Source organism: Neisseria sp. HMSC066H01 (assembly GCF_001837375.1).
Lineage (GTDB): Bacteria > Pseudomonadota > Gammaproteobacteria > Burkholderiales > Neisseriaceae > Neisseria.
In genome coordinates this window covers 514,446-539,704 of record NZ_KV832194.1, presented here as the reverse complement: position 1 = coordinate 539,704, position 25,259 = coordinate 514,446, and the positions used below count along the sequence as shown (strand labels likewise).

Sequence of the window (25,259 nt, the reverse complement as noted above, 5' to 3'; positions counted from 1 at the left end):
TTGGCTTGAACAGCAAAAAGGAACAATATGAAATCTGTCATCATCAAAAATATCGAGATCGGCAAAGGCCTGCCTAAAATTGCCGTGCCGCTGGTGGCCGCCAATACGCAGGAATTGGAGCAGGCTTTGCGCGTATTAAAAGAGACGGCTTTTGACATCATTGAATTTCGTGCGGATTTTTTCCAAGCAGCGCTTAATGCCGAATTTATTGCCGAGCAATTAGGCATTGTCCGACAGGCTTTTCCTACCAAACCTTTGCTGTTTACGTTTAGAAGGGCGCAAGAGGGCGGTAATACGCCTTGTTCGGAAGACTATTATTTTGAATTATTGGAAAAAATCATCTGTTCCAAACAAGCCGATATTATCGACATCGAGCTTTTTGCCGAGGAGGGCGGCGTCAAACAAACCATTGCCTTGGCACATGAACATCAAGCTGCCGCCTTGCTTTGCAATCACGATTTTCAAGCCACGCCGTCTTTGGCAGACATTACAGGCCGTCTGAAAACAATGGCCGAGTGGGGCGCGGATATCTGCAAAATTGCCGTTATGCCGCAATCGCCGCAAGATGTGTTGACCCTGTTGCAGGCGACATATGATGCTTCACAAATTATCGACAGCCCGATTATTACCATGTCCATGGGTAAAACCGGAGCTATCAGCCGCTTGGCCGGTTCGACTTTCGGTTCAGCCGTTACCTTTGGTGCAGCACAAAAAACGTCGGCCCCCGGCCAAATTGATGCTAATGATTTGAGGAAAATCTTGGCAATTTTGGGATAGTTTAATTATTAATATTCAAGGCCGTCTGAAAAATATTTTTCAGACGGCCTGATTTTTTTAAATTTATTTCTTTTAATTTTAAATAAAACCTGTAACAATGGGCTTCCTATTTCTAATAACTAGAGGAGAAATAAAATGACTACTACTAAAGAAAACCTGGCGAACCCAGGTCCTGTCGGCTTGTGCGGCTTTGCATTGACAACTTGGTTGCTCAGTCTGATTAACGGCGGCTTTTTTACTGCTCAAGAAGGTGTCGGCTTAGTTTTGGGCATGGCTCTCGCCTTTGGTGGTATCGCCCAAGTTATTGCCGGTATGTTTGAGTTCAAGAAAGGCAATACGTTTGGCTTTACCGCTTTTATCAGCTATGGCGCATTCTGATGGACATGGGCTTTGTTTACCATCTTTTTCAAAGGTGAAACAGTTCCGGCATTTATCGGCTGGTATCTTTGCGCATGGGGTATGTTTTCGCTGATGATGTTTGTGGCCGCCTTGACCAAGCCTAAAGTATTGAGCGGTATTTTCTTTTTCTTGACACTGACTTTCTTTGCCCTGGGCATTGGCGATGGCATGGAAAATCATAGCATCGTCCATATCGGCGGTTGTTTAGGCTTGGTAACTGCACTTGGTGCATTCTACTTGGCCGCTGCGGAAGTCATTAACGAATCTTTCGGCAAAACAGTTTTGCCGGTTTGCGAGTGTAAATAAGCTTTGTCATACAAAATGCCGTCTGAACGGTGGAAATGAAATCGAAGATTTCGGCCATAATGTTCAGACGGCATTTTTTATTTGTCTTCAAATAAATCGACATCAAATAAATCCGGCTCTTTGATGCGTTCCCGACAATCAAGTTTGATGTCTTCGGTAACCCGACAGCAGCACGGCAAAATTTCTCCGGGTGCGACAAAAGCGAGCGGAAAATTATCATAAGAGACTTTTCCATCCAAGATTTTGACCCGGCACGAACCGCAATAACCGCTGCGACATTGGTATTCAACCTCGTGTCCGGTGCGCTCCAAACCCTCCAATAAGGTTTCGCCTTGTTGGAGTTGGAAGGTTTTGTCGTGTGTGCTGATGAGTGCCATATGATTTGTTTGGATTGGAAAGGCCGTCTGAAACGGTGTAAAGACGAAATCAAAGATTTCTGCCACACCGTTCAGACGGCCTTAATCATAAAACCGAATGTTCAATTACAGCTCGAAATCGCCCAAATCGTCGGCATTGACTTCCGAATCAATCTGACCAATCAGGTAAGAGGAAATTTCCACTTCTTGCGGCGCAACCTGTACATTGTCAGAAGATAGCCATGCGTTGATCCAAGGAATCGGATTTTGGGTCGCACCTTCAAATCCGGCAGGAAGGCCAACCGCCTGCATACGCAGATTGGTAATGTATTCAACGTATTGCGCCAGAATCTCTTTATTCAGGCCAATCATCGAACCGTCTTTAAACAGATAGGCCGCCCACTCTTTTTCCTGCTCGGCTGCTTTTTTGAAGAGGTTGAAACACTCGTCCTGCAATTCATTCGCGATTTCAGCCATTTCAGGATCATCGGCACCGGCGCGCATCAGGTTGAGCATATGCTGGGTACTGGTCAAATGCAGGGCTTCATCGCGGGCAATCAGTTTGATGATTTTGGCGTTGCCTTCCATCAATTCGCGCTCGGCAAAGGCGAACGAGCAGGCGAATGAAACGTAGAAGCGGATGGCTTCCAATACATTGACGCACATCAGGCAGAGATAGAGTTTTTTCTTCAACTCGCGTAAAGATACAGTAACAAGCTTGCCGCCGACATTGTGCGAACCTTCGCCCAACAGATTGTAATACTGAGTGTATTCAATCAAATCATCGTAATAGCAGGCAATGTCTTCAGCACGGGCGATGATGTATTTGTTTTGCACAATATCATCGAACACGACTGACGGATCATTCACGATATTACGGATGATATGAGTATAGCTGCGCGAGTGGATGGTTTCGCTGAAGCTCCACGTTTCAATCCACGTTTCCAGCTCGGGAATAGACACCAAAGGCAAGAACGCAACATTCGGGCTGCGGCCTTGGATCGAATCGAGCAGGGTTTGGTATTTCAGATTGCTTATGAAAATATGTTTTTCGTGTTCAGGCAGATTGGCGTAGTCAATACGGTCGCGCGATACGTCGATTTCTTCCGGACGCCAGAAGAAAGACAATTGTTTTTCGATCAGTTTTTCAAATACTTCGTATTTCTGCTGGTCATAACGGGCGACATTTACTGGCTGACCAAAAAACATCGGCTCTTTCAGCGCGTCGTTTTTTGTCTTAGAAAAGGTGCTGTATGACATGACTAGGTGTTCGCAGGACATGGGTTTTTCTCGAGATAAGTTTGAATTGATTAACTTAATATAGTTTAGACGGCTTTCTAATTAAATAAATAAGATAAGGTAATCTAAATAAAAAAATAAACCTTTTATTAAAATTTAATCACTAATTATCGTTTTGAACAATATAACATATTGAAAATACTCAACTATCTTCTGCGATAGCTACGTGTATGAGGTCTGACATAAGAACCATTTTTTCGGAAGTATCCCCTGACATAAACAGGTTTACTCATATCGATAGACTTATAATAAGAATCATGATTAGAGTTAGTTTTACTATGATCTTTGTAGCTTGCACATCCAAAAATGAATAATGCCGAAATAATAGGAAATAAAATTTTCATATTAGTTCCTTATAATTTTATCAACTACAACCCCCTTTTCAATATGCCTTTGCATTATATGAATAGTTGTATTAAATGGTTTCTTTGTATTTGTATGTTCTATAACTATAACTTCACTAGTTACAATGCCTTCTTTATTTCTAATCTCATACAAATCTGTTTCCTCTTGCCCTAAATGTTTACCAAAACTAGTAGGCAATAACCTTTGTATAGTATCACCATCTTCTAAAATCAATTTATCTTTATGACGCATTGTATTAATCCTTCCCTAATGTATAGTAAATTTAAATAAGCATTCACCAGGCCTTCATTCTGGTATAGGTGGAAATCCATTTTTGAAATTCAGTAATTTCTTTTCAAACAAAGACTTTTTGATATTATCGATGGATTCTCACTTGCGCATGAATGACAATGGTTATTTATTTATTTATTTTAATCTACCAATTAATTAAAATTTAATATCAAATCTTATCATTCCTTTAAATCTTACAAGCCCCGCCCGCGCAGCCATCATCTTGAATATCGGCCTGCGTATCGTCCGCACCGTCGCGGGTGTTGTGGTAGTACAGGGTTTTGACGCCATATTTATAGGCGGTCAGCAGGTCTTTCAGCATTTGTTTCATGGAAACTTTGCTGCCTTCAAATTTGTTCGGATCGTAGGCGGTATTGGCGGAAATCGATTGATCGACGAATTTTTGCATTACGCCGACGAGTTTCAGGTAGCCTTCGTTGCCCGGAAGCTGCCACAGGGTTTCATAGGCGTCTTTCAGGGTTTCAAATTCCGGTACGACTTGTTTCAAAATACCGTCTTTTGATGCTTTAACGCTGACCAGGCCGCGTGGAGGCTCGATGCCGTTGGTGGCGTTGGCGATTTGCGAGCTGGTTTCAGACGGCATGAGTGCGGTCAGGGTAGAGTTGCGCAGGCCGTATTTGACGATGTCGGCGCGCAGGCTTTCCCAGTCGTAGTGCAAAGGCTCGTTGCACACGGCGTCCAAGTCTTTTTTGTAGGTGTCGATAGGCAGTTTGCCTTGCGAATAAACGGTTTGGTTGAACAGCGGGCATGCGCCGTATTCTTTGGCAAGGTTTACCGATGCTTTGAGCAGGTAATACTGCATGGCTTCAAAGGTGCGGTGGGTCAGGCCGAGGGCGGAATCGTCGCTGTAACGGACGCCGTTTTTCGCCAGATAGTAGGCGTAGTTGATGACGCCGATGCCAAGCGTGCGGCGGTTCATGGTCGCGGTGCGAGCGGCTTCGATCGGATAGTCTTGGTAATCCAGCAAGGCATCAAGCGCGCGCACGGTTAAATCGGCAAGCTCTTCCAGTTCGTCTAAATTGTTCAATGCGCCCAAGTTGAAGGCGGACAAGGTACACAAGGCAATTTCGCCTTCTGCGTCGTTGATGTTGTCCAGCGGTTTGGTCGGCAGGGCGATTTCCATGCACAAATTGGACTGATGAACAGGCGCAACGCGCGGATCAAACGGGCTGTGCGTGTTGCAGTGGTCAACGTTTTGGATGTAGATGCGACCGGTACCGGCGCGCTCCTGCATCAGGGTGGAGAACAATTCTGTTGCCGGCAAAGTGCGTTTGCGGATGTTTGGGTCTTGCTCGTATTGAGTGTAGAGGCGCTCGAATTCGTCTTGATCGGCGAAGAAGGCATCATACAAACCTGGAACCTCATTCGGCGAGAACAGGGTAATGTTGCCGCCTTTAATCAAGCGGGTGTACAGCAGGCGGTTGATTTGTACGCCGTAGTCCAGTTGGCGGATACGGTTGTCTTCTACGCCGCGGTTGTTTTTCAATACCAACAGGCTTTCGGCTTCGATATGCCATAATGGGTAGAACAAGGTTGCCGCGCCGCCGCGTACGCCACCTTGCGAGCAGGATTTAACCGCTGCTTGGAACATTTTGAAGAATGGGATACAGCCTGTGTGTTGCGCTTCACCGCCACGGATTTCGCTGCCCAAACCGCGGATACGTCCGGCGTTGATGCCGATGCCCGCACGTTGGGAAACGTATTTCACAATCGCGCTAGTGGTGGCATTGATGGAATCCAGACTGTCGTCGCATTCAATCAATACGCAGCTTGAGAACTGGCGCGTAGGCGTGCGCACGCCACTCATAATCGGGGTCGGCAGCGATACTTTAAACGTAGAAACGGCATCGTAAAAGCGTTTGACGTAATCCAAACGGGTCTCTTTCGGATATTTGCTGAAGAGACACATGGCCACCAAAATGTATAAAAACTGCGGCGTTTCATAAATTTGGCGGGTAACGCGGTTTTGAACCAGATATTTGCCTTCCAGCTGTTTTACGGCAGCATAAGAGAAGGTCATATCGCGACTGTGGTCGATATAGGCATCCAGCTCGTCGAATTCTTCGCGGCTGTAATCTGCGATGATATGGCGGTCGTATTTGCCTGCTTCGGTCAGTTTTTTAACGTGATCATAGAGGTGAGGCGGTTCGAATTCGCCATAAGCGATTTTGCGCAGATGGAAAATGGCGAGGCGGGCGGCCAGATATTGATAATCGGGCGTATCTTGTGAGATCAGGTCGGCCGCGGCCTTGATGATGGTCTCATGGATATCGTCGGTACGGATACCGTTGTAAAACTGAATATGTGATTTAAGCTCGACTTGCGATACGGAGACGTTTTGTAAGCCTTCTGCCGCCCAAGTAACAACGCGGTGGATTTTGTCTAAATTGATATCTTCCAAGCGTCCGTCGCGTTTGGTTACTTTAATATTCGTTGCTGCATTCATTGTTCAGTCTTCCCATTAAAAAACACAAGATACGGTATGTGATTGCTTTGAACGGCACAATATAATGTATTTTTCTTTGTTTAACTAGACTTGACAATGCGCTTTTTTCAGGGGTTGATTAAAGAGGGGAATGGCTCAGGCTAGGTTTTATGTGGGTTTGTGGCAGTCAGGCATTATTTTGTGTTTGCATCACATTTGTTCAAAATTTTTCTAGAGGCTTATGAAATAAAGAGATTTATATTCAGATTTCGTCTAAATGGAAGGTGTGTTAAATTTTGCAAAGCAAGTAGTATGATGTAGTAATTAACCACATTTTTTGTCATGTAAAAAATAGGCGTTTTGCCGGTGTACCAAGCGAAACATATAATGGAAAAACTACTTAGGAGGCGAATCATGTTGATGCTGAAAAATTTAGGTTCCGCACTGGCGGCGGTTGCCATATTGAGTTTGGGTGCTTATTCTGCCGAGGTGGCGGCCAAGCCGCATGGCCCTCAAGCGAGCAAACACCAGCATGCGGAGAAAAATAAATTGCATCCTGCCTGCAGGCAATACCTTGAGCGCCGTGCCGCTTGGTATCGCTACAAGGGCAACAAGGCCGAGCTGAAGGAAAACCGAAAAGCGGCAAAAGCGTTCCGCAGTTTGCCTTATGCCGAACAAAAAATCCAATGCCAAGCCGCTTATCGGGCATTTGATGATTTTGATCATGGCAAATTCCGCCGCCGTTAATCGGCTGATTTGAATAAAGGCCGTCTGAAGGTTTCAGACGGCCTTTGATTTTTATTTCTCAACGATGATTTTGCTTTCGGCTTGAGGCTCGTATTGAGTGGATTCATCACCGTAATACAACACGCCCAGCTTGATGGGGATGCGGCCTTGCGATTTGCGGTGGGCATTGGAGTCGCGCAGGGAATAGGCGCATCCGCAGTATTCTTGTTGGTAGAAATGTTCGCGCTTGCTGATTTCAATCATGCGTGCGCTGCCGCCGCCTTTGCGCCAGTTGAAATCCCAATAAACCAAGTCATCGTAGGGCTCGGCAGCGCGATGGCCGCAGCCGTTGATCTGTTTCATGTCTTTCCAGCGTGAAATGCCCAGTGAGCTGGTGAATACATGGAAGCCGTTTTCATGGGCGTATTGGGCCGCTTTTTCAAAACGCATGTCGAAACACATGGTGCAGCGGATACCGCGTTCGGGTTCGAATTCCATGCCTTTGGCTTTGGCGAACCATTCTTTGCGGTCGTTTTCGTAGTCGTCGTCTTTGTCGATGAAGGGAATGCCGAATTTATCCGCAAAGCGCATGTTTTCTTCTTTGCGCAGCATATATTCTTTGTGCGGATGGATATTGGGGTTGTAAAAATAAATGGTGTAGTCGATGCCGCTGGCAAGCAGGGCTTCCATTACTTCGCCGCTGCACGGGGCGCAGCAGGAATGCAGCAGGACTTTTTTATGACCGCCGGGCGGAACGAGGATGGGGCGGTCGATATTGGTAACGATAGGCGTGGTTTTTTCGGTCATGGTTGTATTCTGTTTTTGATATTTTGTTTCAGACGGCCTTTATCTCTGAGGCCGTCTGAAGGGGTTGAAATCTATTTGTCTATTTTAACAGAGCAATACTTTATGGAACAGATTGTTTCTGTGTTTCTTTTTCGTTTAACGGTTTGAAATCTTTAGCGTCCGGCGGCGGTTCGGCAAAGATAGCATCGGGATTGTGGTGCGCTGCAAATTCTGTCAGCAGGTTGCGGTAGTCCAACGATTGCTTCATCAGTTCGGCTGCGGCGGTACGCAGATTGTCCACGTCTTCCGGCGGCAGATAAAAACTGGTCGGAATGTTCAATACTTTTTCCCTTAACTCGGAAGGAGGGAGGTCTTTGAGGTTGAGGCTGACGAAGGAGAAGCTGATGCCGTCGGTTTGTTTGTCTTTATTCCACTGATCGACGAAGGCGCGGAAACGGCGCAGGGATTCTTGCGAGTTTTGGTCGATGGGGATATTGACGATAGAGGAGACAACGTCGCGGAAACCGGGAACGGCCGCGGTTTTGTCCAAATTGCTGCTGACTTGGTTTTGCGCATTGACGTTGATGACAACGATATGGCGGATGTTGTTTTGCAGGATTTTGTTTGTCAGGATTTTTTCCGGATACATTTCCGTCATATCCAAAAGGCTGCGCATGCCCAGATTGTCAGTCAGGCCGCCGTCTATCAGGTGGATGTAGGGTCGGTTTTTCCCGTCTGCGTATTTTTGGAAACGCTCGTAAAATTCTTTTATGGTGCGGCTTTGTTGTCTGCCTGTTTCGCTGTCGTCCGCGTCTTCGATTTTGATCGGCGGCGTGTAGTTGCAGCGTCCGCCGTTGTTGTTTAGGGTGATCGGTGCAAAGACTATGGGGACGGAGCTGGATGCGGCGACGGCGCGGGCGATGCGGAGGTTGCCCAGGTCGATACACATCGGATCAAAGTATTCCTGCGTGAAGTTGAAGCGTTCGCCTATGCCCATATCGGTGGCGGAAATGATGGCAAACGGGCCTTTGCCGTGTTTTTCCAAATCGCGGAAAGTGGCCTTGCCGAAAAGATAGTTTTCAAACTGCTCCTGCAACAAATCTCCGCGCCCGTACTCGGGCGAGGCCAGTCGGGGCAGGTTGGACATGGAAAAGGCTTGTTTGATGACTTGGCGTTGGAAGTTTTGATGCAGGAAACGCTTGTAAAACAATGGGATGGTTTCTTCGCCTTTTAATGCGAAATAGGCAGCTAAAACCGATCCGCCGGATACGCCGACAACGACATCGACGTTGGCCAGCAAGGATTTTCTCTTACCGCCGATGGTTACCTGCTGCTGGTTAAGCTGTTCCAAAACGCCGTAACCCAAGGCCGCCGCACGCGTTCCACCGCCTGAAAACATGACGACAATCAAGGTATCGTCATCGTCTTCCCGCTGGAGTTTGCTGGTTTCAAAGCGGTAGCCTTGCTTCAAATCGACTGCATCAATACCGGCAACGGGTTGGTATTTCACCAAGGAGCAGGCGGATAACAGGGCGAGAGAAAGTATGGAAAGCGTGGATTTGAGCGGGAATTTCGGCATAAAGTCAACAAAATCGGAAAATTATTGAAAACGGATTATAAAGGTTTTCAGGCGTTGTTTACAGAAGCAGGCCTTTCAGACGGCCTTTTGTGTCGATTTTCCGTTATAATCGACACAATCTTTATCTTTCCAAACCCTTATGGCGCAACCGAACCGCATCAACCACGAACCTATCTTTCTGCTTGCTTCCGCCCCGTGGCGCGAGAGCAGCTTGTGGGTGGAGGCTTTCAGCCGCCGTTATGGGCGGGTGGCTTTGTTGGCTAGAAGCGCGCGTAAACGACAGAGCGAATTGCGCGGCGTATTAGTGCCGTTTGTACCGGTGAGTGCGTCTTGGTATGGCTCGCAAGAGTTGAAGACCCTGCATCGCGCCGAATGGATAGGCGGTTGGCCGCAGCCGCAGGGCAGGGCATTATTCAGCGGATTGTATGTGAACGAGTTGATGCTGAAATTGACCGTCCGTGAAGACCCATTGCCCGAGCTTTACGATGTTTTGGCGGAAACCATGAAAACCATCTGTTGCGAGGCCAACCACATTGCCGCTTTGCGCCGTTTTGAATGGACGTTGTTGACACGCTTGGGCTTTGCCCCCGATTTGTTCCACGATGGCAACGGCAATGAAATCAACGGCGAAGAAACTTATTGGCTCACACCGGAAGAGGCTGTAGTTCCCCTGGCAGAGGCCGACCGTTTCCATGCGCTCAATAAGGGCGTTGCCGTATTGGGTGTGACTTTAATCGATTTGAGGGAAGGCAGTTTCGTTCATCAGGAAAGTCTGGGGCAGGCTTTGAAAGTAACGCGGCTTTTGATTGACAACCTTCTGCCCGAGGGCGTCAAATCTCGGCAGGTTTTGCAGCAGTTGCAACAGCTTTGTTTGGGCAGTTGAATATTTTCAGACGGCCTTTGATAGATAAAGGCTCAGGACGTCTGAAACCTTAATGAAAGGACATTATTATGTTGTTAGGCGTAAACATCGACCATATTGCCACCGTCCGCAATGCGCGCGGTACGATTTATCCCAGCCCTGTCGAAGCGGCGCTGATTGCAGAAACCCATGGCGCAGATTTGATTACCATGCACTTGCGTGAAGACCGCCGCCATATTAAAGATGCGGACGTGTTCGCCGTTAAAAACGCCATCCGCACGCGTCTGAATTTGGAAATGGCGCTGACGGAAGAAATGCTGGAAAACGCGCTTAACGTCATGCCGGAAGATGTATGCCTCGTGCCTGAAAAACGTCAAGAAGTGACTACAGAAGGCGGTTTGGATGTATTGGCGCAACAGGATAAAGTGGCCGAATTCACCAAAATCCTGACCGACGCAGGCATCCGCGTGTCCTTGTTTATCGATGCCAACAACGCGCAAATCCAAGCCGCTTATGATGTCGGCGTGCCCGTTATCGAGTTGCATACCGGTGCGTATGCCGATGCACACGGCCACGCCGAGCAGATGAAACAATTCGAGCGCATTCAAAACGGCGCGCATTACGCCAGCGATTTGGGCTTGATCGTCAACGCCGGACACGGCCTGACCATTCACAACGTTACGCCGATTGCCCAAATTCTCGCCATCCGTGAGTTGAACATTGGCCATTCGCTGATTTCCCAAGCACTCTTCCTCGGCTTGCCAGAAGCTGTCCGCCAAATGAAGGAAGTCATGTTCAGAGCCAGAATGCTGCCTTAACGGCATCAGCCATACCGACTAAGGCAATTGGCTTTGGCCGGTATCCACACTTTCAGACGGCCTGACTATTTAAACAAGGAGCAGACCCATGATTTACGGAATCGGTACAGACATTGTTTCCCTCAAACGCATTATCCGCCTGAACAAAAAATTCGGACTGGCATTTGCGCAACGCATTCTCAGCCCGGAAGAGCTGTTGGAGTTTCCACAGGCAGGCAAACCGGTCAACTATCTTGCCAAACGCTTTGCCGCCAAAGAGGCTTTTGCCAAAGCCGTCGGTACGGGCATACGCGGCGTGGTGTCTTTTCGCAATATCGGTGTCGGACATGACGCATTGGGCAAACCTGAATTGTTTTTTGCACCGGCTTTGACCAAATGGCTGGAAGAACAGGGTATCCGAAGCTGCCATCTCAGTATGAGCGATGAAGAGGATACTGTTATGGCTTTTGTCATTGCGGAAAAATAAGGCCGGATTTAAGTATTCTGAAATAGAAAATCCTTTTCAGACGGCCTGAAGGATTGGGTATTTGTTGAAGGTCGGGCGTATAGGCCCGACATCGTTTTTTTACGCATAAATCGGCAGGTGTTGCCGCCTGCCGCATATAAGAATAAGCTCATGATGACTGAAGACACACGTCCATTGGTACAAGTGGTTGCCGGAATTTTGCTCGACCAAAACGGCCGCTACCTGCTCAGTTCGCGCCCAGAGGGCAAACCGTATGCCGGCTATTGGGAATTTGCCGGAGGCAAGGTTGAGGCAGGCGAAAGCGATTTTCAAGCCTTGCAACGCGAGTTTGAAGAAGAACTCGGTATCCGTATCCTTGCCGCTACGCCGTGGCTGACCAAAGTCCATTCCTACGAACATGCACATGTACGCCTGCATTTTTTATGGGTGGAAGCCGACCAATGGACGGGCGAAATCCAATCGAGGGAAGGGCAGAAATGGGCATGGCAAAAGGCCGGGGATTTTACCGTTGCGCCGATGCTGCCAGCCAATAGCGCATTGTTACGCTCCCTATCCATTCCGCGCCGGCTTCAAGGCCGTCTGAAAAGCGGATTCAGCGGTCAAAACAGCATGGGCGAATATCATGTTGTGCCGTATATGTCGGCTCAGCATCAAAGCGCATCTGCCGTATTGTTGGAATTTGCCGATTGGCAACAAGGCAAGCCGATAGAAGCGCCCAGCGCGTGGCCAATCATTGAAAATGCCGAACAATGGCGGCAGGTGCAAAATGCGGATGCCGTTGTTTGGAAAGTGGCTGATGAAGCGGCCGCCGGGCAAGTTGCCGATATTTTGGCGCAAGGCGTGGCGATGCCGCTGATTGTGGCAGCTCCGGAAAGTCTGGTTTCCATTTATCGCGAACAGTGGCAGAGCATGGGTGCGCATGCCGTTTTGACCGATAATGACATTGAGGCCGTCTGAAATGAGTAAAAATCAAAAGCTTTTGATTGCCGCTGTTTTACTGATTGTGTTTGCGGCGGCCAAACTGCTGCTCTTGGATTGGTGGCAGCAACAGCAATCAAAAACGAAAGTAGTCGAATGTAATTTAACACAAGGCTGCGTCCTGCCTGACGGTTCAAAAGTGCGTGCGACATCCATCAATACGCACGAGCCGTTTGATATCGTGATAGAGAATGTTCCGCAAAATACAGGGGCGGTCAGTATCAGTTTCAGTATGAAAAACATGGACATGGGCTTCAACCGCTATAATCTGGCGCAACAATCTCCGCGAAGCTGGCAGGCTTTGCAAATCCGCTTGCCGTTTTGTGTCGAGGGCCGCCATGATTACACTGCCGATATTACCGTCGGCAAACAGACTTTTCAGACGGCATTTAGCGCGAAGTAGCCATCCGATAGAGGCAGTCTGAACGGCCATAGGCTAAAAAAATCTAATTTTTTAGATAACGTATTAAAAAATTCCTTATAAATGAATCAATTATAAATTATTTTTTGATGGATTGTTTACAATCATTCTGACTATAAACCCAAAATACAAAACGGACAGAAGCCAGGCTACATCAGGGTTTGATGTGGCAGGGACTGTCTGTTTTTTATGTTTGTTGCTAAAGAATCATTTATTAGCAACTGAATTTTTTATAAATTTTTTGAAAAAAGTGTTTGACAAGACCTGTTTTATTTTTTAAATTTGTTTCCATAAATAAAAACTACATCGCACTACAAAGGAACATCATCATGAATCTGTATCAAACCACTCTCTCTTGTTATAGATTTTCTCCCCTCTCCGCCGATCCCGTCATCGTCTGCTTATTGCCAGTCGCGGCGGTCTGAAGGCTCTCAACCCGAATCCAGTTTCCGCATTCCCACAAACACTTCGGGTTTTAAAACTTCTTGTCCCCGTTTACATTCATATACTGATTAATAATATTTAAAAAACAGATACCTCCGCTTCAGCCTTATTGTATTTATTGTTTTTAATAACTATTTGTTTTTATTAATTTTAAATTTTTAGATGGTTGATAATGGAAATTTTATAGGCCGTCTGAAAACAGTTTTTGAAACGATTGTTTCTTTTTAAACGGTTCGTTTCTGGTTTAGAGAAAACCGAACCGGCCGATTGATACTGATAAAAGTCTATAAAGGAGAAATATGATGAGCCAACACTCTGCCGGAGCGCGTTTCCGTCAAGCCGTAAAAGAATCGAATCCTCTTGCCGTCGTCGGTTGCGTCAATGCTTATTTTGCGCGATTGGCCACCCAAAGCGGTTTCAAGGCGATTTATCTGTCCGGCGGCGGCGTGGCAGCCTGCTCTTGCGGTATCCCTGATTTGGGCATCACCACAATGGAAGATGTGCTGATCGATGCGCGACGCATTACGGATAACGTGGATACGCCTCTGCTGGTGGACATCGATGTGGGTTGGGGCGGTGCATTTAATATTGCCCGTACCATTCGTAACTTTGAACGCGCTGGTGTTGCAGCGGTTCACATCGAAGATCAGGTAGCACAAAAACGCTGCGGCCACCGTCCGAACAAAGCCATCGTTTCTAAAGATGAAATGGTCGACCGTATCAAAGCTGCCGTAGATGCCCGCGTTGATGAGAACTTTGTGATTATGGCGCGTACCGATGCGCTGGCGGTAGAAGGTTTGGATGCCGCCATCGAACGCGCCCAAGCTTGCGTGGAAGCCGGTGCGGACATGATTTTCCCTGAGGCCATGACCGATTTGAACATGTACCGCCAATTTGCGGACGCGGTGAAAGTCCCTGTGTTGGCGAACATTACCGAATTTGGTGCAACGCCGCTTTATACCCAAAGCGAGCTGGCTGAAAACGGCGTATCGCTGGTTCTGTATCCGCTGTCATCGTTCCGCGCCGCAAGCAAAGCCGCTCTGAATGTTTATGAAGCGATTATGCGCGATGGCACTCAGGCGGCGGTGGTTGACAGTATGCAAACCCGTGCCGAGCTGTACGAGCATCTGAACTATCATGCCTTCGAGCAAAAACTGGATAAATTGTTTCAAAAATAAGTAACCGCTTTCAGACGGCCTTTCAACAAATCCGCATCGGCCGTCTGAAAAATAAAACCCATAAAAATACAAAGGAGAAATACCATGACTGAAACTACTCAAACCCCGACTTTCAAACCTAAAAAATCCGTTGCGCTTTCCGGCGTTGCGGCCGGTAATACCGAATTGTGTACCGTTGGCCGTACCGGCAACGATTTGAGCTATCGCGGTTACGACATCTTGGATTTGGCACAAAAATGCGAGTTTGAAGAAGTCGCCCACCTGCTGATTCACGGCCATCTGCCCAATAAATTCGAGCTGGCCGCTTATAAAACCAAGCTCAAATCCATGCGCGGCCTGCCTATCCGTGTGATTAAAGTTTTGGAAAGCCTGCCTGCACATACCCATCCGATGGACGTGATGCGTACCGGCGTATCCATGCTGGGCTGCGTTCATCCTGAACGTGAAAGCCATCCGGAAAGTGAAGCGCGCGACATCGCCGACAAACTGATCGCCAGCCTCGGCAGCATCTTGTTGTATTGGTATCAATATTCGCACAACGGCAAACGCATTGACGTTGAAAGCGACGAAGACACCATCGGCGGCCATTTCCTGCACCTGTTGCACGGCAAACGCCCGAGCGAATCACACATCAAAGCCATGCACGTTTCACTGATTCTGTATGCGGAGCATGAGTTCAACGCGTCAACCTTCACCGCCCGCGTGATTGCCGGTACAGGCTCTGATATGTATTCCTGCATCACCGGCGCCATCGGCGCATTGAAAGGTCCGAAACACGGCGGCGCGAACGAAGTGGCTTACGATATTCAAAAACGCTACCGCAATGCCGACGAAGCTGAAGCTGACATCCGCGAACGCATCGGCCGTAAAGAAATCGTGATCGGTTTCGGTCATCCGGTGTACACCATTTCCGACCCTCGCAACGTTGTCATTAAAGAAGTGGCACGCGGTTTGAGCAAAGAAACCGGCGATATGCGCCTCTTTGACATTGCCGAACGCTTGGAAAGCGTGATGTGGGAAGAGAAAAAAATGTTCCCGAATCTGGACTGGTTCTCCGCCGTTTCCTACCAAAAATTGGGCGTACCGACCGCTATGTTCACACCGCTGTTCGTGATTTCCCGTACAACCGGTTGGAGCGCACACGTTCTCGAGCAACGCAAAGACGGCAAAATCATCCGTCCAAGCGCAAACTACACAGGCCCTGAAGATTTGGCATTCGTGGAGATTGAAAATCGCTGATACGCGTAACAGCAGGGTGGGCCGCCAGCCCGCCCCATCTCGAAATGCCGTTTGAAAACAATGAATAAATTAAGTTTTCGTTTTTCGACGGCCTAGTGCAGTATGCGAGAGAGAGAGCCGGCCGTTTGGAAAACATGCTGCTCTGCTGTCGTCATTCCCATACAGGCAGAAATTCAAAAGTTGAAATGTTCTGCTGTAAAGAGTGTTAAAAGATTTAAGTTTGGATTTCCGTCTATACGGGAATGATGGTAGCGGAGCAGCAATTTTTTTTCATACCGCGAATAGATTTCAGACAACAAGCAATAAAACAGAATTTATGGTTTCAGACGGCCTGAAGGTCCAAATCAACAGGCCGTCTGAAACCCCAAAACCAAAAAAAGAATAGATTTAGGAGAACCGACATGACTGCCAACCAACGCTACCGCAAAGCTTTGCCCGGTACGGATTTGGAATATTACGACGCGCGTCAGGCGTGTGAAGACATCAAACCAGGCTCTTACGACAAGCTGCCTTATACAAGCCGTATCTTGGCTGAGAACTTGGTCAACCGCGCAGACAAAGTCGACCTGCCTACACTGCAAAGCTGGCTGGGCCAACTGATTGAGGGAAAGCAGGAAATCGACTTCCCTTGGTATCCGGCGCGCGTGGTGTGTCACGATATTCTGGGTCAGACAGCGTTGGTGGATTTGGCGGGCCTGCGTGATGCAATTGCCGAAAAAGGCGGCGATCCTTCCAAAGTGAATCCGGTGGTGCAAACCCAGCTCATCGTCGACCACTCTTTGGCCGTTGAATGCGGCGGTTACGATCCTGATGCCTTCCGCAAAAACCGCGAAATCGAAGACAGACGTAACGAAGACCGTTTCCACTTCATCAACTGGACAAAAACCGCATTTGAAAATGTGGACGTGATTCCTGCGGGCAACGGCATTATGCACCAAATCAATTTGGAAAAAATGTCGCCGGTTGTCCAAGTCAAAAACGGCGTGGCATTCCCTGACACCTGCGTCGGTACTGACTCACATACGCCGCACGTCGATTCATTGGGCGTGATTTCCGTAGGTGTGGGTGGTTTGGAAGCCGAAACCGTAATGTTGGGCCGTGCCTCCATGATGCGTCTGCCTGATATTGTCGGCGTTGAGCTGACCGGCAAACGCCAGCCGGGCATTACTGCCACCGACATCGTGTTGGCACTGACCGAATTCTTGCGTAAAGAGCGCGTGGTTGGCGCATTTGTCGAATTCTTCGGCGAAGGTGCAAGAAGTCTGTCCATCGGCGACCGTGCCACCATTTCCAATATGACCCCTGAGTTCGGCGCAACTGCCGCGATGTTCGCTATTGATGAGCAAACCATTGATTATTTGAAACTGACCGGTCGCGACGATGCGCAAGTGAAATTGGTGGAAACCTACGCCAAAACCGCAGGCTTGTGGGCAGACGCCTTGAAAACCGCCGTTTATCCTCGCGTATTGAAATTTGATTTAAGCAGCGTAACGCGCAATATGGCAGGTCCAAGTAACCCGCATGCCCGTTTTGCGACCGCCGATTTGGCCAGCAAAGGCTTGGCTAAACCTTACGAAGAGCCTTCAGACGGCCAAATGCCTGACGGTGCAGTGATTATTGCCGCGATTACTTCCTGTACCAATACTTCCAATCCGCGCAACGTTGTTGCCGCCGCGCTGTTGGCACGTAATGCAAACCGCCTCGGCTTGCAACGCAAACCTTGGGTGAAATCTTCGTTTGCCCCGGGTTCAAAAGTAGCCGAAATCTATTTGAAAGAAGCAGGCCTGCTGCCTGAAATGGAAAAACTCGGCTTCGGTATCGTTGCCTTCGCATGTACCACCTGTAACGGCATGAGCGGCGCGCTGGATCCGAAAATCCAAAAAGAAATCATCGACCGCGATTTGTACGCTACCGCCGTATTGTCAGGCAACCGCAACTTCGACGGCCGCATCCATCCGTATGCGAAACAGGCTTTCCTCGCTTCGCCTCCGTTGGTCGTTGCCTACGCACTGGCAGGCAGCATCCGTTTCGATATTGAAAACGACGTACTCGGCGTTGCAGACGGCAAAGAAATCCGCCTGAAAGACATCTGGCCTACCGATGAAGAAATCGATGCCATCGTTGCCGAATATGTGAAACCGAAACAATTCCGCGACGTTTATATCCCGATGTTCGACACCGGCACAGCGCAAAAAGCACCAAGCCCGTTGTACGACTGGCGTCCAATGTCCACCTATATCCGCCGCCCGCCTTACTGGGAAGGCGCATTGGCAGGGGAACGCACATTGAGCGGTATGCGTCCGCTGGCGATTTTGCCCGACAACATCACCACCGACCATCTCTCACCGTCCAATGCGATTTTGTCCAGCAGTGCCGCAGGCGAATATTTGGCAAAAATGGGTTTGCCTGAAGAAGACTTCAACTCTTACGCAACCCACCGCGGCGACCACTTGACCGCCCAACGCGCAACCTTCGCCAATCCGAAACTGTTTAACGAAATGGTAAGAAACGAAGACGGCAGCGTACGCCAAGGTTCACTGGCACGCGTTGAACCAGAAGGCCAAACCATGCGCATGTGGGAAGCCATCGAAACCTATATGAACCGCAAACAGCCGCTCATCATCATTGCCGGTGCGGACTACGGTCAAGGCTCAAGCCGCGACTGGGCTGCAAAAGGCGTACGCCTCGCCGGCGTGGAAGCGATTGTTGCCGAAGGCTTCGAGCGTATCCACCGCACTAACTTGATCGGTATGGGCGTGTTGCCGCTGCAGTTCAAACCGGGTACCAACCGCCACACCCTGCAACTGGACGGTACGGAAACCTACGACGTTGTCGGCGAACGCACACCGCGCTGCGACCTGACCCTCGTGATTCACCGTAAAAACGGCGAAACCGTCGAAGTTCCGGTTACCTGCCGCCTCGATACCGCAGAAGAAGTATTGGTATATGAAGCCGGTGGCGTGTTGCAACGCTTCGCACAAGACTTCTTAGAAGGAAATGCAGCGTAAGGTAAATCGGGTATCGTCAAAATACCCGGACTACGCTCAAAAAGGTTTTCAGACGGCCTTGAATGTTTGAGAGGCCGTCTGAAAAAACCATACTAGAAATACAAAGGAGAACTCGAAATGCCGCAAATTAAAATTCCAGCCGTTTACTACCGCGGCGGTACATCCAAAGGCATTTTCTTCAAACGCACCGATCTGCCGGCTGCTGCGCAGGAAGCAGGCGAGGCACGCGACAAAATCCTCTTGCGCGTACTCGGCAGCCCCGACCCTTACGGCAAACAGATTGACGGTTTGGGCAACGCCAGTTCGTCCACCAGCAAAGCCGTAATTTTGGACAAATCCGAACGCGCCGATCACGATGTCGATTACTTGTTCGGACAAGTTTCCATCGACAAACCTTTTGTCGATTGGAGCGGTAACTGCGGTAATTTGACCGCCGCCGTGGGCGCATTTGCCATCGAGCAAGGCTTGGTCGATAAATCCAAAATCCCTTCAGACGGCCTGTGTACCGTCAAAATCTGGCAGAAAAACATCGGCAAAACCATTATTGCCCATGTGCCGATGCAAAACGGCGCAGTTTTGGAAACAGGCGATTTTGAGCTTGACGGCGTAACGTTTCCGGCAGCCGAAGTACAAATTGAATTTCTTGATCCGGCCGACGGCGAAGGCAGTATGTTCCCAACCGGCAACTTGGTCGATGAAATTGATGTGCCGAATATAGGCCGTCTGAAAGCCACGCTTATCAATGCCGGCATTCCAACCATTTTCCTGAATGCCGCAGATTTGGGCTACACAGGCAAAGAGTTGCAAGACGACATCAACAACGATGCCGCGGCGCTGGAAAAATTTGAAACCATCCGCGCGTATGGCGCGCTGAAAATGGGCTTGATCAGCGACGTATCCGAAGCCGCCACCCGCGCCCATACTCCGAAAGTCGCTTTTGTCGCCCCTGCGGCCGATTACACCGCTTCAAGCGGAAAAACCGTCAAAGCTGCCGACATCGACTTATTGGTACGCGCGCTGAGCATGGGCAAATTGCACCACGCCATGATGGGCACCGCTTCAGTCGCCATCGCTACCGCTGCCGCCGTGCCCGGTACGCTGGTCAACCTTGCAGCCGGAGGCGGAGCGCGTAAAGAAGTCCGTTTCGGTCATCCGTCAGGCACACTGCGTGTCGGTGCAGCTGTCGAATGTCAGGACGGACAATGGACGGCCACCAAAGCGGTCATGAGTCGTAGCGCACGCGTGATTATGGAAGGACAAGTCCGAGTGCCGGAAGATTGCTTTTAAGTTTTCAGACGGCCGCAGTATTCAACAAGGCCGTCTGAAAACCAAATAAGCAGATTTTAGTCGGGTAGCGATACCTGCAATGGAGATTAGGGTTGGGCATAAAGCCTGACTAAACACCAAACCAAAGGCAATCTGGAAAGCTCTCAAATGTTTTTGCTCTTTTCAGACGGTCTGAAGCCAAAAAAACAATCAAAAATTCAAAGGAGAAACACCATGTCCAACCAACTCATTCTTGTTCTGAACTGCGGCAGCTCTTCACTCAAAGGTGCCGTTATCGACCGTAAAAACGGCAAAGTTCTCTTAAGCTGTCTCGGCGAACGTTTGGGTACGCCCGAAGCAGTCATTACGTTCAGCAAAGACGGCAAAAAATGCCAAACAGCCTTGACCGGCCGTAACGATCATGCCGGTGCCGTAGGTATGCTGTTGAAAGAGCTTGAAAAACACGGCCTGCACGACCGCATCAAAGCCATCGGCCACCGCATCGCACACGGCGGCGAAAAATACAGCGAATCTGTTTTGATCGACCAGGCAGTAATGGACGAACTCAATGCCTGCATTCCGCTCGCTCCGCTGCACAATCCTGCCAATATCAACGGCATTTTGGCTGCGCAAGAGCATTTTCCGGGCCTGCCCAATGTCGGCGTGATGGATACTTCGTTTCACCAAACCATGCCGGAGCGCGCCTACACTTATGCCGTTCCGCGCGAATTGCGCAAAAAATACGCTTTCCGCCGCTACGGTTTCCACGGTACCAGTATGCGTTACGTTGCCCCTGAAGCCGCACGTATCTTGGGCAAACCGTTGGAAGACATCCGCATGATTATTGCCCACTTAGGCAACGGCGCATCCATTACCGCCATTAAAAACGGGAAATCCGTTGACACCAGTATGGGCTTCACGCCGATTGAAGGTTTGGTAATGGGTACACGTTGCGGCGACATCGACCCGGGCGTATACAGCTATCTGACTTCACATGCCGGTTTGGATGTTGCCCAAGTTGATGAAATGCTGAACAAAAAATCAGGTTTGCTCGGTATTTCCGAACTCTCCAACGACTGCCGTTCTTTGGAAATCGCTGCGGATGAAGGCCATGAAGGCGCACGTTTGGCTCTGGAAGTAATGACTTACCGCCTTGCCAAATACATTGCTTCTATGGCTGTGGCTTGTGGCGGCGTTGACGCACTCGTGTTTACCGGCGGTATCGGCGAAAACTCGCGTAACATCCGTGCCAAAACCGTTTCCTATCTTGATTTCTTGGGTCTGCACATCGACACCAAAGCCAACATGGACAAACGCTACGGCAACTCCGGTATCATCAGCCCGACAGGTTCTATGCCGGCTGTTTTGGTGGTGCCAACCAATGAAGAGCTGATGATTGCACACGATACGGCGCAGTTGGCCGGCTTTTTGGAAGAAGTAGGCTAGGGCGAAGATTTTCCTAGGCCATAAACAATAAAAAGTGCGGACTCATCATCCGCACTTTTTTAATTACAACTCAATCAAGCCACTTGGGTTTGATGTTCGTCGCCGTTGCGCTCACGAACTGCGCCCAAACGGTAAACGGTTTCGCCTTGTTCGCTCAAGAATGCCTGTACTGCATCGGCATCTTCTTTAGCAATGATAACGACCATGCCGATACCGCAGTTGAATGTACGGTACATTTCTTGGGTTTCCACATTGCCTGCTTTTTGCAGCCATTGGAACAGTTTAGGCAATTCCCACGCTTTAGCATCGATTTGTACAACGGTATTTTCAGGCAAAACGCGAGGTACGTTTTCGGTAAGGCCGCCGCCGGTAATATGGGCCATGCCTTTAATGGTGAATTTTTCCAAAGCGGCAAGGATAGGTTTCACATACAGGCGGGTAGGGGCGATAATGGCTTCGCGCAAAGTTTTACCGTTGTCGAATTCCGCGTCCAAATCAGGATTGTCGCGCTCGATGATTTTGCGTACCAAAGAGTAGCCGTTGGAGTGTGCGCCGTTGGAAGCCAAGCCCAAAACAACGTCTCCGGCCTGAATGCTGCGGCCGTTAATAACGCGTTCTTTTTCAACCACGCCGACGGCAAAACCTGCCAAGTCGTATTCGCCTTCGGGATACATGCCCGGCATTTCGGCAGTTTCACCGCCAATCAAAGCGCAACCGGATTCTTCGCAACCTTGGGCAATACCTTTAATCACATCAGTCGCACGGGCAACATCCAGCTTGCCGCAAGCGAAATAGTCCAAGAAGAACAAAGGTTCTGCACCTTGAACCAAAATGTCGTTGACGCTCATGGCAACCAAATCGATGCCGACGGTATCGTGTTTGTCCCAGTCGAATGCCAGTTTCAGCTTGGTGCCGACACCGTCCGTACCGGAAACCAATACCGGATTTTTGTATTTTTTGCCGATTTCGACCAAAGCGCCGAAACCGCCCAAATCACCCAACACTTCAGGGCGCATAGTACGCTTGGCAAAAGGTTTGATGTTTTCGACCAGTTGATCGCCTGCGTCGATATCCACGCCTGCGTCACGATAGCTCAAAGAAGTGCTCATTGGATTTCCTTATTCGGGTATGGGTAGATTGTCGGAGCGTATTTTATCTTAAATTGGAGGATTCAGGCTGAATTTTTTGGCATTATTGTCAACAATTTTTATTTTATCTTAATAGCCGTCGCGCTTTCAGACGGCCTTTGTGAATCTGTTATACTGCTTATTTATTTCGAAAACCTTAAACATCAATTGGGAAATACCTTTTTATGTATCAAAAGAAAGCGCGCAGTGTAAAACCGTGGATTATTATGGCTTGCGTCATCGCAGCCTTTATTTGGCTTTTATATGCCTTGGGCGATGTTTTGACGCCGTTTATCGTAGCCGCCGTTTTGGCCTATGTTTTGAATCCCTTGGTCGAGTGGCTGCAACTGAAGCGTATCCGTCGCGCGCCGGCCTCTATGATTATTATGGCACTGGCTTTGCTGATATTGCTGTCGTTGGTGCTGATTATCGTGCCTATGTTGTTGAACCAGTTTAACAATCTGGCCGAACGCCTGCCACAAATCGTAGGCTTTGTTCAAAACAAATTGCTGCCGTGGCTCAACAGCGTCAGCGGGGATTATATTCAAATCGATCAAGAATCAATCATCGCATGGTTGCAGTCGCATACGGATGAGTTGAGCAATACGCTCAAAGAATGGATTCCTACCTTGATGCGTCAAAGCGGCAACGTGATCAGCGGCGTCAGCAATTTGGTGTTGTTACCTTTGCTGCTGTATTACTTCTTGTTGGATTGGAAACGCTGGTCTTCCGGAATCAGCAAATTGGTTCCGCGCCGTTTTATCGAAACTTACACGCGTATCAGCGGCAATATGGATGAAGTTTTGGGCGAGTTTCTGCGTGGCCAGCTGATGGTGATGATGATTATGGGCTTGGTCTATGGCTTGGGCTTGATGCTGGTCGGTTTGGATTCCGGCTTTGCCATCGGTATGATTGCCGGTATTTTGGTATTTATTCCGTATTTGGGTGCATTTACCGGCCTTTTGCTGGCAACAGTTGCCGCGCTTTTGCAATATGGCTCATGGCAGGGTTTGTTGATGGTCTGGGCTGTATTCGGTGTCGGACAATTCTTGGAAAGCTTTTTCATTACGCCTAAAATCGTCGGCGACCGCATCGGTTTGTCTCCGTTCTGGGTGATTTTCTCGTTGATGGCTTTCGGACAACTGATGGGTTTTGTCGGTATGCTTGCCGGTCTGCCGCTTGCCGCCGTGACGCTGGTTATATTGCGTGAAGGTGCATCTGCCTATTTCGGCAGCCATTTCTACAAACATAAATAATCGATAATATTAAGGCCGTCTGAAATCCAAGTTTCAGACGGCCATTGATAACAAAGGAAGTCTATATGTTAGCCATTATCGGCGGCAGCGGTTTGACCAAACTGCCGGAACTCGAAATTACTGAAAGAAAAATCGTACGCACTCCATACGGCTTAACCAGCAGCCCTATTTTGTTCGGCAGGTTGGGGCGTTTGGATATTGTTTTCCTCGCCCGACACGGCTTCAGTCATACCATCGCGCCGCATGAAATCAACTATCGCGCCAATATCTGGGCGTTGCACTCTTTAGGCGTTGAAAACATCATTGCCATTTCTTCAGTCGTCGGTATCAATCCCGATTTTGAAAACGGCAGTTTGGTGTTGCCGGACGATTTGATCGACTATACCTATGGCCGCAAAGATACCTTTTTTGAAGGCCAAGAATGCCCTGTCGTTCATACCGATTTTTTCAACCCTTATTGCAATGAATTGCGACAAAAGTTATTAAATATCACGAAAGCGCACAATGTGCCGATTTACGATTCCGCCGTTTATGGCTGCCTGCAAGGTCCGCGCCGTCCAACCCGCGCAGAAATCGCCCGTTATCGACGGGACGGCGTAGATGTACTTGGTATGACCGGTATGCCTGAAGTCGTTTTGGCCAGAGAGTTGAAAATGGCCTATGCCCACTTTTGCAGCATCAGCAGCATTGATTGCTTTGATAGCGGAGTAGGGACTGAGGGCTGTGATGAACAGACTTCTATGGCGATGACGAAAATCCGACAGTTATTGAATGGTTTGTAACTGATAATGCCGTCTGAAATGATGTTTTCAGACGGCATTGTTTATTTAAGAAGCCGTTTCACGCGCCCAATGGGGCAGGGAGGCTTTTTGTTTGCGGAACGAGGCAAGTTTCATACCCCGACATTTTTCAAAAATCAATTCGACCCCGCTTTGCAGCTGTAAAATCAAATTGGTATGCGTTTCCGTTTTAATAAAATCGATATTGCGTTGTACTAAGCGCTGAATGACGGCATATACATCAAGGCAGCCATTTGCAAAAAACCACGGATTCAATTTTACCCAACGGCCGCCGCTTAGTGCAGCATCAGGCTGAAAATCAGCGCGAATCTGTGTCAAACGATTGTCGGAGAAATGCAGTTCGATATCGCCATAAAGCCAAATATTCCAGCCTTTTTGTACCAACAAGCCTTTAGGAACGCAATCAGGCGCAGGAAACATCTGCAAAATAGACTCTGCCGATTGTCCGATTTCCAGATAATCAAACCGGCCGGTATACAAAAAATCATAAATATCAATGGCAATAGGAAAGTGGTAGCGCATGGCAACAACCATAGAAAAGCAATTAACCAAGCTATCTTAAACTTAAAATATAATGAAATCAATTCTTATTACTATTTATTCAATATAAGAAAGGCCGTCTGTTGTTCAGACGGCCTTG

General features: G+C 48.6%; 22 protein-coding genes and 1 pseudogene. 15 read left to right on the top strand and 8 right to left on the bottom strand.

Annotation, left to right across the window (positions count from 1 at the left end):
- Window positions 1–27 precede the first annotated feature (27 nt).
- Both aroD and HMPREF2551_RS06675 read left to right on the top strand, forming a co-directional pair.
- The gene (gene aroD, locus HMPREF2551_RS06680) at window positions 28–777 is read left to right on the top strand and encodes a type I 3-dehydroquinate dehydratase (RefSeq protein ID WP_070838001.1); all 750 of its coding nucleotides are present in this window, start codon (window positions 28–30) and stop codon (window positions 775–777) included.
- 135 nt (window positions 778–912) lie between these two features.
- A pseudogene (locus HMPREF2551_RS06675) lies at window positions 913–1,482 on the top strand (acetate uptake transporter).
- A gap of 77 nt (window positions 1,483–1,559) precedes the next feature.
- Here HMPREF2551_RS06675 and yfaE read toward each other — a convergent pair.
- The 4 genes from yfaE to nrdA all read right to left on the bottom strand — a co-directional run bounded on the left by yfaE (window position 1,560) and on the right by nrdA (window position 6,240).
- Window positions 1,560–1,859, bottom strand: coding sequence for a class I ribonucleotide reductase maintenance protein YfaE (yfaE, locus tag HMPREF2551_RS06670; RefSeq protein ID WP_003686421.1), 300 nt, complete (start codon window positions 1,857–1,859; stop codon window positions 1,560–1,562).
- Window positions 1,860–1,964: 105 nt separating this feature from the next.
- On the bottom strand, window positions 1,965–3,098 hold the full coding sequence (gene nrdB, locus HMPREF2551_RS06665; protein ID WP_004520359.1) for a class Ia ribonucleoside-diphosphate reductase subunit beta: 1,134 nt from the start codon (window positions 3,096–3,098) through the stop codon (window positions 1,965–1,967).
- A gap of 384 nt (window positions 3,099–3,482) precedes the next feature.
- Entirely contained in the window at window positions 3,483–3,734 is a 252-nt protein-coding gene (locus HMPREF2551_RS06660; protein ID WP_070837999.1) for a hypothetical protein, read from the bottom strand.
- A gap of 226 nt (window positions 3,735–3,960) precedes the next feature.
- Window positions 3,961–6,240, bottom strand: a complete 2,280-nt coding sequence (nrdA, locus tag HMPREF2551_RS06655; protein ID WP_070837997.1) for a class 1a ribonucleoside-diphosphate reductase subunit alpha — start codon at window positions 6,238–6,240, stop codon at window positions 3,961–3,963.
- 393 nt (window positions 6,241–6,633) lie between these two features.
- On the opposite strand from nrdA, the gene HMPREF2551_RS06650 reads away from it, so the two are divergent.
- Entirely contained in the window at window positions 6,634–6,966 is a 333-nt protein-coding gene (locus HMPREF2551_RS06650; protein WP_070837995.1) for a stress response protein, read from the top strand.
- A gap of 51 nt (window positions 6,967–7,017) precedes the next feature.
- Here HMPREF2551_RS06650 and HMPREF2551_RS06645 read toward each other — a convergent pair whose 3' ends face one another.
- Together HMPREF2551_RS06645 and HMPREF2551_RS06640 are read right to left on the bottom strand one after the other, a co-directional pair.
- Entirely contained in the window at window positions 7,018–7,752 is a 735-nt protein-coding gene (locus HMPREF2551_RS06645; RefSeq protein ID WP_070837993.1) for an epoxyqueuosine reductase QueH, read from the bottom strand.
- Window positions 7,753–7,852: 100 nt separating this feature from the next.
- Window positions 7,853–9,310 carry a patatin-like phospholipase family protein gene (locus HMPREF2551_RS06640; protein WP_070837991.1) on the bottom strand — a complete coding sequence of 486 codons (1,458 nt, stop codon included), beginning with the start codon at window positions 9,308–9,310 and terminating at the stop codon, window positions 7,853–7,855.
- A 139-nt stretch (window positions 9,311–9,449) separates the two neighbouring features.
- Between HMPREF2551_RS06640 and recO the strand changes: the two genes are divergently transcribed.
- The 10 genes from recO (at window position 9,450) to HMPREF2551_RS06590 (ending at window position 21,436) form a co-directional block, all read left to right on the top strand.
- Window positions 9,450–10,193: a DNA repair protein RecO gene (gene recO, locus HMPREF2551_RS06635; protein WP_070837990.1), complete on the top strand. Its 744-nt coding sequence runs from the start codon at window positions 9,450–9,452 to the stop codon at window positions 10,191–10,193.
- Between the two features lie 68 nt (window positions 10,194–10,261).
- A complete protein-coding gene (gene pdxJ / locus HMPREF2551_RS06630; RefSeq protein ID WP_070837989.1) occupies window positions 10,262–10,990 on the top strand; it encodes a pyridoxine 5'-phosphate synthase in 729 nt (242 codons plus the stop codon).
- Window positions 10,991–11,078: 88 nt separating this feature from the next.
- Window positions 11,079–11,456 carry a holo-ACP synthase gene (gene acpS / locus HMPREF2551_RS06625; protein WP_003686416.1) on the top strand — a complete coding sequence of 126 codons (378 nt, stop codon included), beginning with the start codon at window positions 11,079–11,081 and terminating at the stop codon, window positions 11,454–11,456.
- Between the two features lie 153 nt (window positions 11,457–11,609).
- Complete coding sequence (locus tag HMPREF2551_RS06620; protein WP_210400286.1) at window positions 11,610–12,413, top strand: NUDIX domain-containing protein; 804 nt, start codon at window positions 11,610–11,612, stop codon at window positions 12,411–12,413.
- A gap of 1 nt (window position 12,414) precedes the next feature.
- Entirely contained in the window at window positions 12,415–12,837 is a 423-nt protein-coding gene (locus HMPREF2551_RS06615) for a hypothetical protein (RefSeq protein WP_070837985.1), read from the top strand.
- A 764-nt stretch (window positions 12,838–13,601) separates the two neighbouring features.
- Complete coding sequence (gene prpB / locus HMPREF2551_RS06610) at window positions 13,602–14,477, top strand: methylisocitrate lyase (protein ID WP_036490908.1); 876 nt, start codon at window positions 13,602–13,604, stop codon at window positions 14,475–14,477.
- Window positions 14,478–14,561: 84 nt separating this feature from the next.
- Window positions 14,562–15,716, top strand: coding sequence for a bifunctional 2-methylcitrate synthase/citrate synthase (prpC, locus tag HMPREF2551_RS06605; RefSeq protein ID WP_070837983.1), 1,155 nt, complete (start codon window positions 14,562–14,564; stop codon window positions 15,714–15,716).
- Between the two features lie 401 nt (window positions 15,717–16,117).
- Window positions 16,118–18,724, top strand: a complete 2,607-nt coding sequence (gene acnD / locus HMPREF2551_RS06600; RefSeq protein WP_070837981.1) for a Fe/S-dependent 2-methylisocitrate dehydratase AcnD — start codon at window positions 16,118–16,120, stop codon at window positions 18,722–18,724.
- Between the two features lie 117 nt (window positions 18,725–18,841).
- Window positions 18,842–20,011, top strand: coding sequence for a 2-methylaconitate cis-trans isomerase PrpF (gene prpF / locus HMPREF2551_RS06595; RefSeq protein WP_070837979.1), 1,170 nt, complete (start codon window positions 18,842–18,844; stop codon window positions 20,009–20,011).
- Window positions 20,012–20,224: 213 nt separating this feature from the next.
- Window positions 20,225–21,436 carry an acetate kinase gene (locus HMPREF2551_RS06590; protein WP_070461921.1) on the top strand — a complete coding sequence of 404 codons (1,212 nt, stop codon included), beginning with the start codon at window positions 20,225–20,227 and terminating at the stop codon, window positions 21,434–21,436.
- Between the two features lie 74 nt (window positions 21,437–21,510).
- Here HMPREF2551_RS06590 and purM read toward each other — a convergent pair whose 3' ends face one another.
- Entirely contained in the window at window positions 21,511–22,545 is a 1,035-nt protein-coding gene (gene purM / locus HMPREF2551_RS06585) for a phosphoribosylformylglycinamidine cyclo-ligase (protein WP_070837977.1), read from the bottom strand.
- Between the two features lie 203 nt (window positions 22,546–22,748).
- On the opposite strand from purM, the gene HMPREF2551_RS06580 reads away from it, so the two are divergent.
- Together HMPREF2551_RS06580 and HMPREF2551_RS06575 are read left to right on the top strand one after the other, a co-directional pair.
- Window positions 22,749–23,819, top strand: a complete 1,071-nt coding sequence (locus HMPREF2551_RS06580) for an AI-2E family transporter (RefSeq protein WP_070837975.1) — start codon at window positions 22,749–22,751, stop codon at window positions 23,817–23,819.
- Window positions 23,820–23,884: 65 nt separating this feature from the next.
- Window positions 23,885–24,601: an S-methyl-5'-thioinosine phosphorylase gene (locus tag HMPREF2551_RS06575; protein WP_070837973.1), complete on the top strand. Its 717-nt coding sequence runs from the start codon at window positions 23,885–23,887 to the stop codon at window positions 24,599–24,601.
- A 45-nt stretch (window positions 24,602–24,646) separates the two neighbouring features.
- Here the strand turns inward: HMPREF2551_RS06575 and HMPREF2551_RS06570 are convergent, their stop codons facing one another.
- The gene (locus tag HMPREF2551_RS06570) at window positions 24,647–25,141 is read right to left on the bottom strand and encodes a hypothetical protein (protein WP_063075906.1); all 495 of its coding nucleotides are present in this window, start codon (window positions 25,139–25,141) and stop codon (window positions 24,647–24,649) included.
- Window positions 25,142–25,259 lie beyond the last annotated feature (118 nt).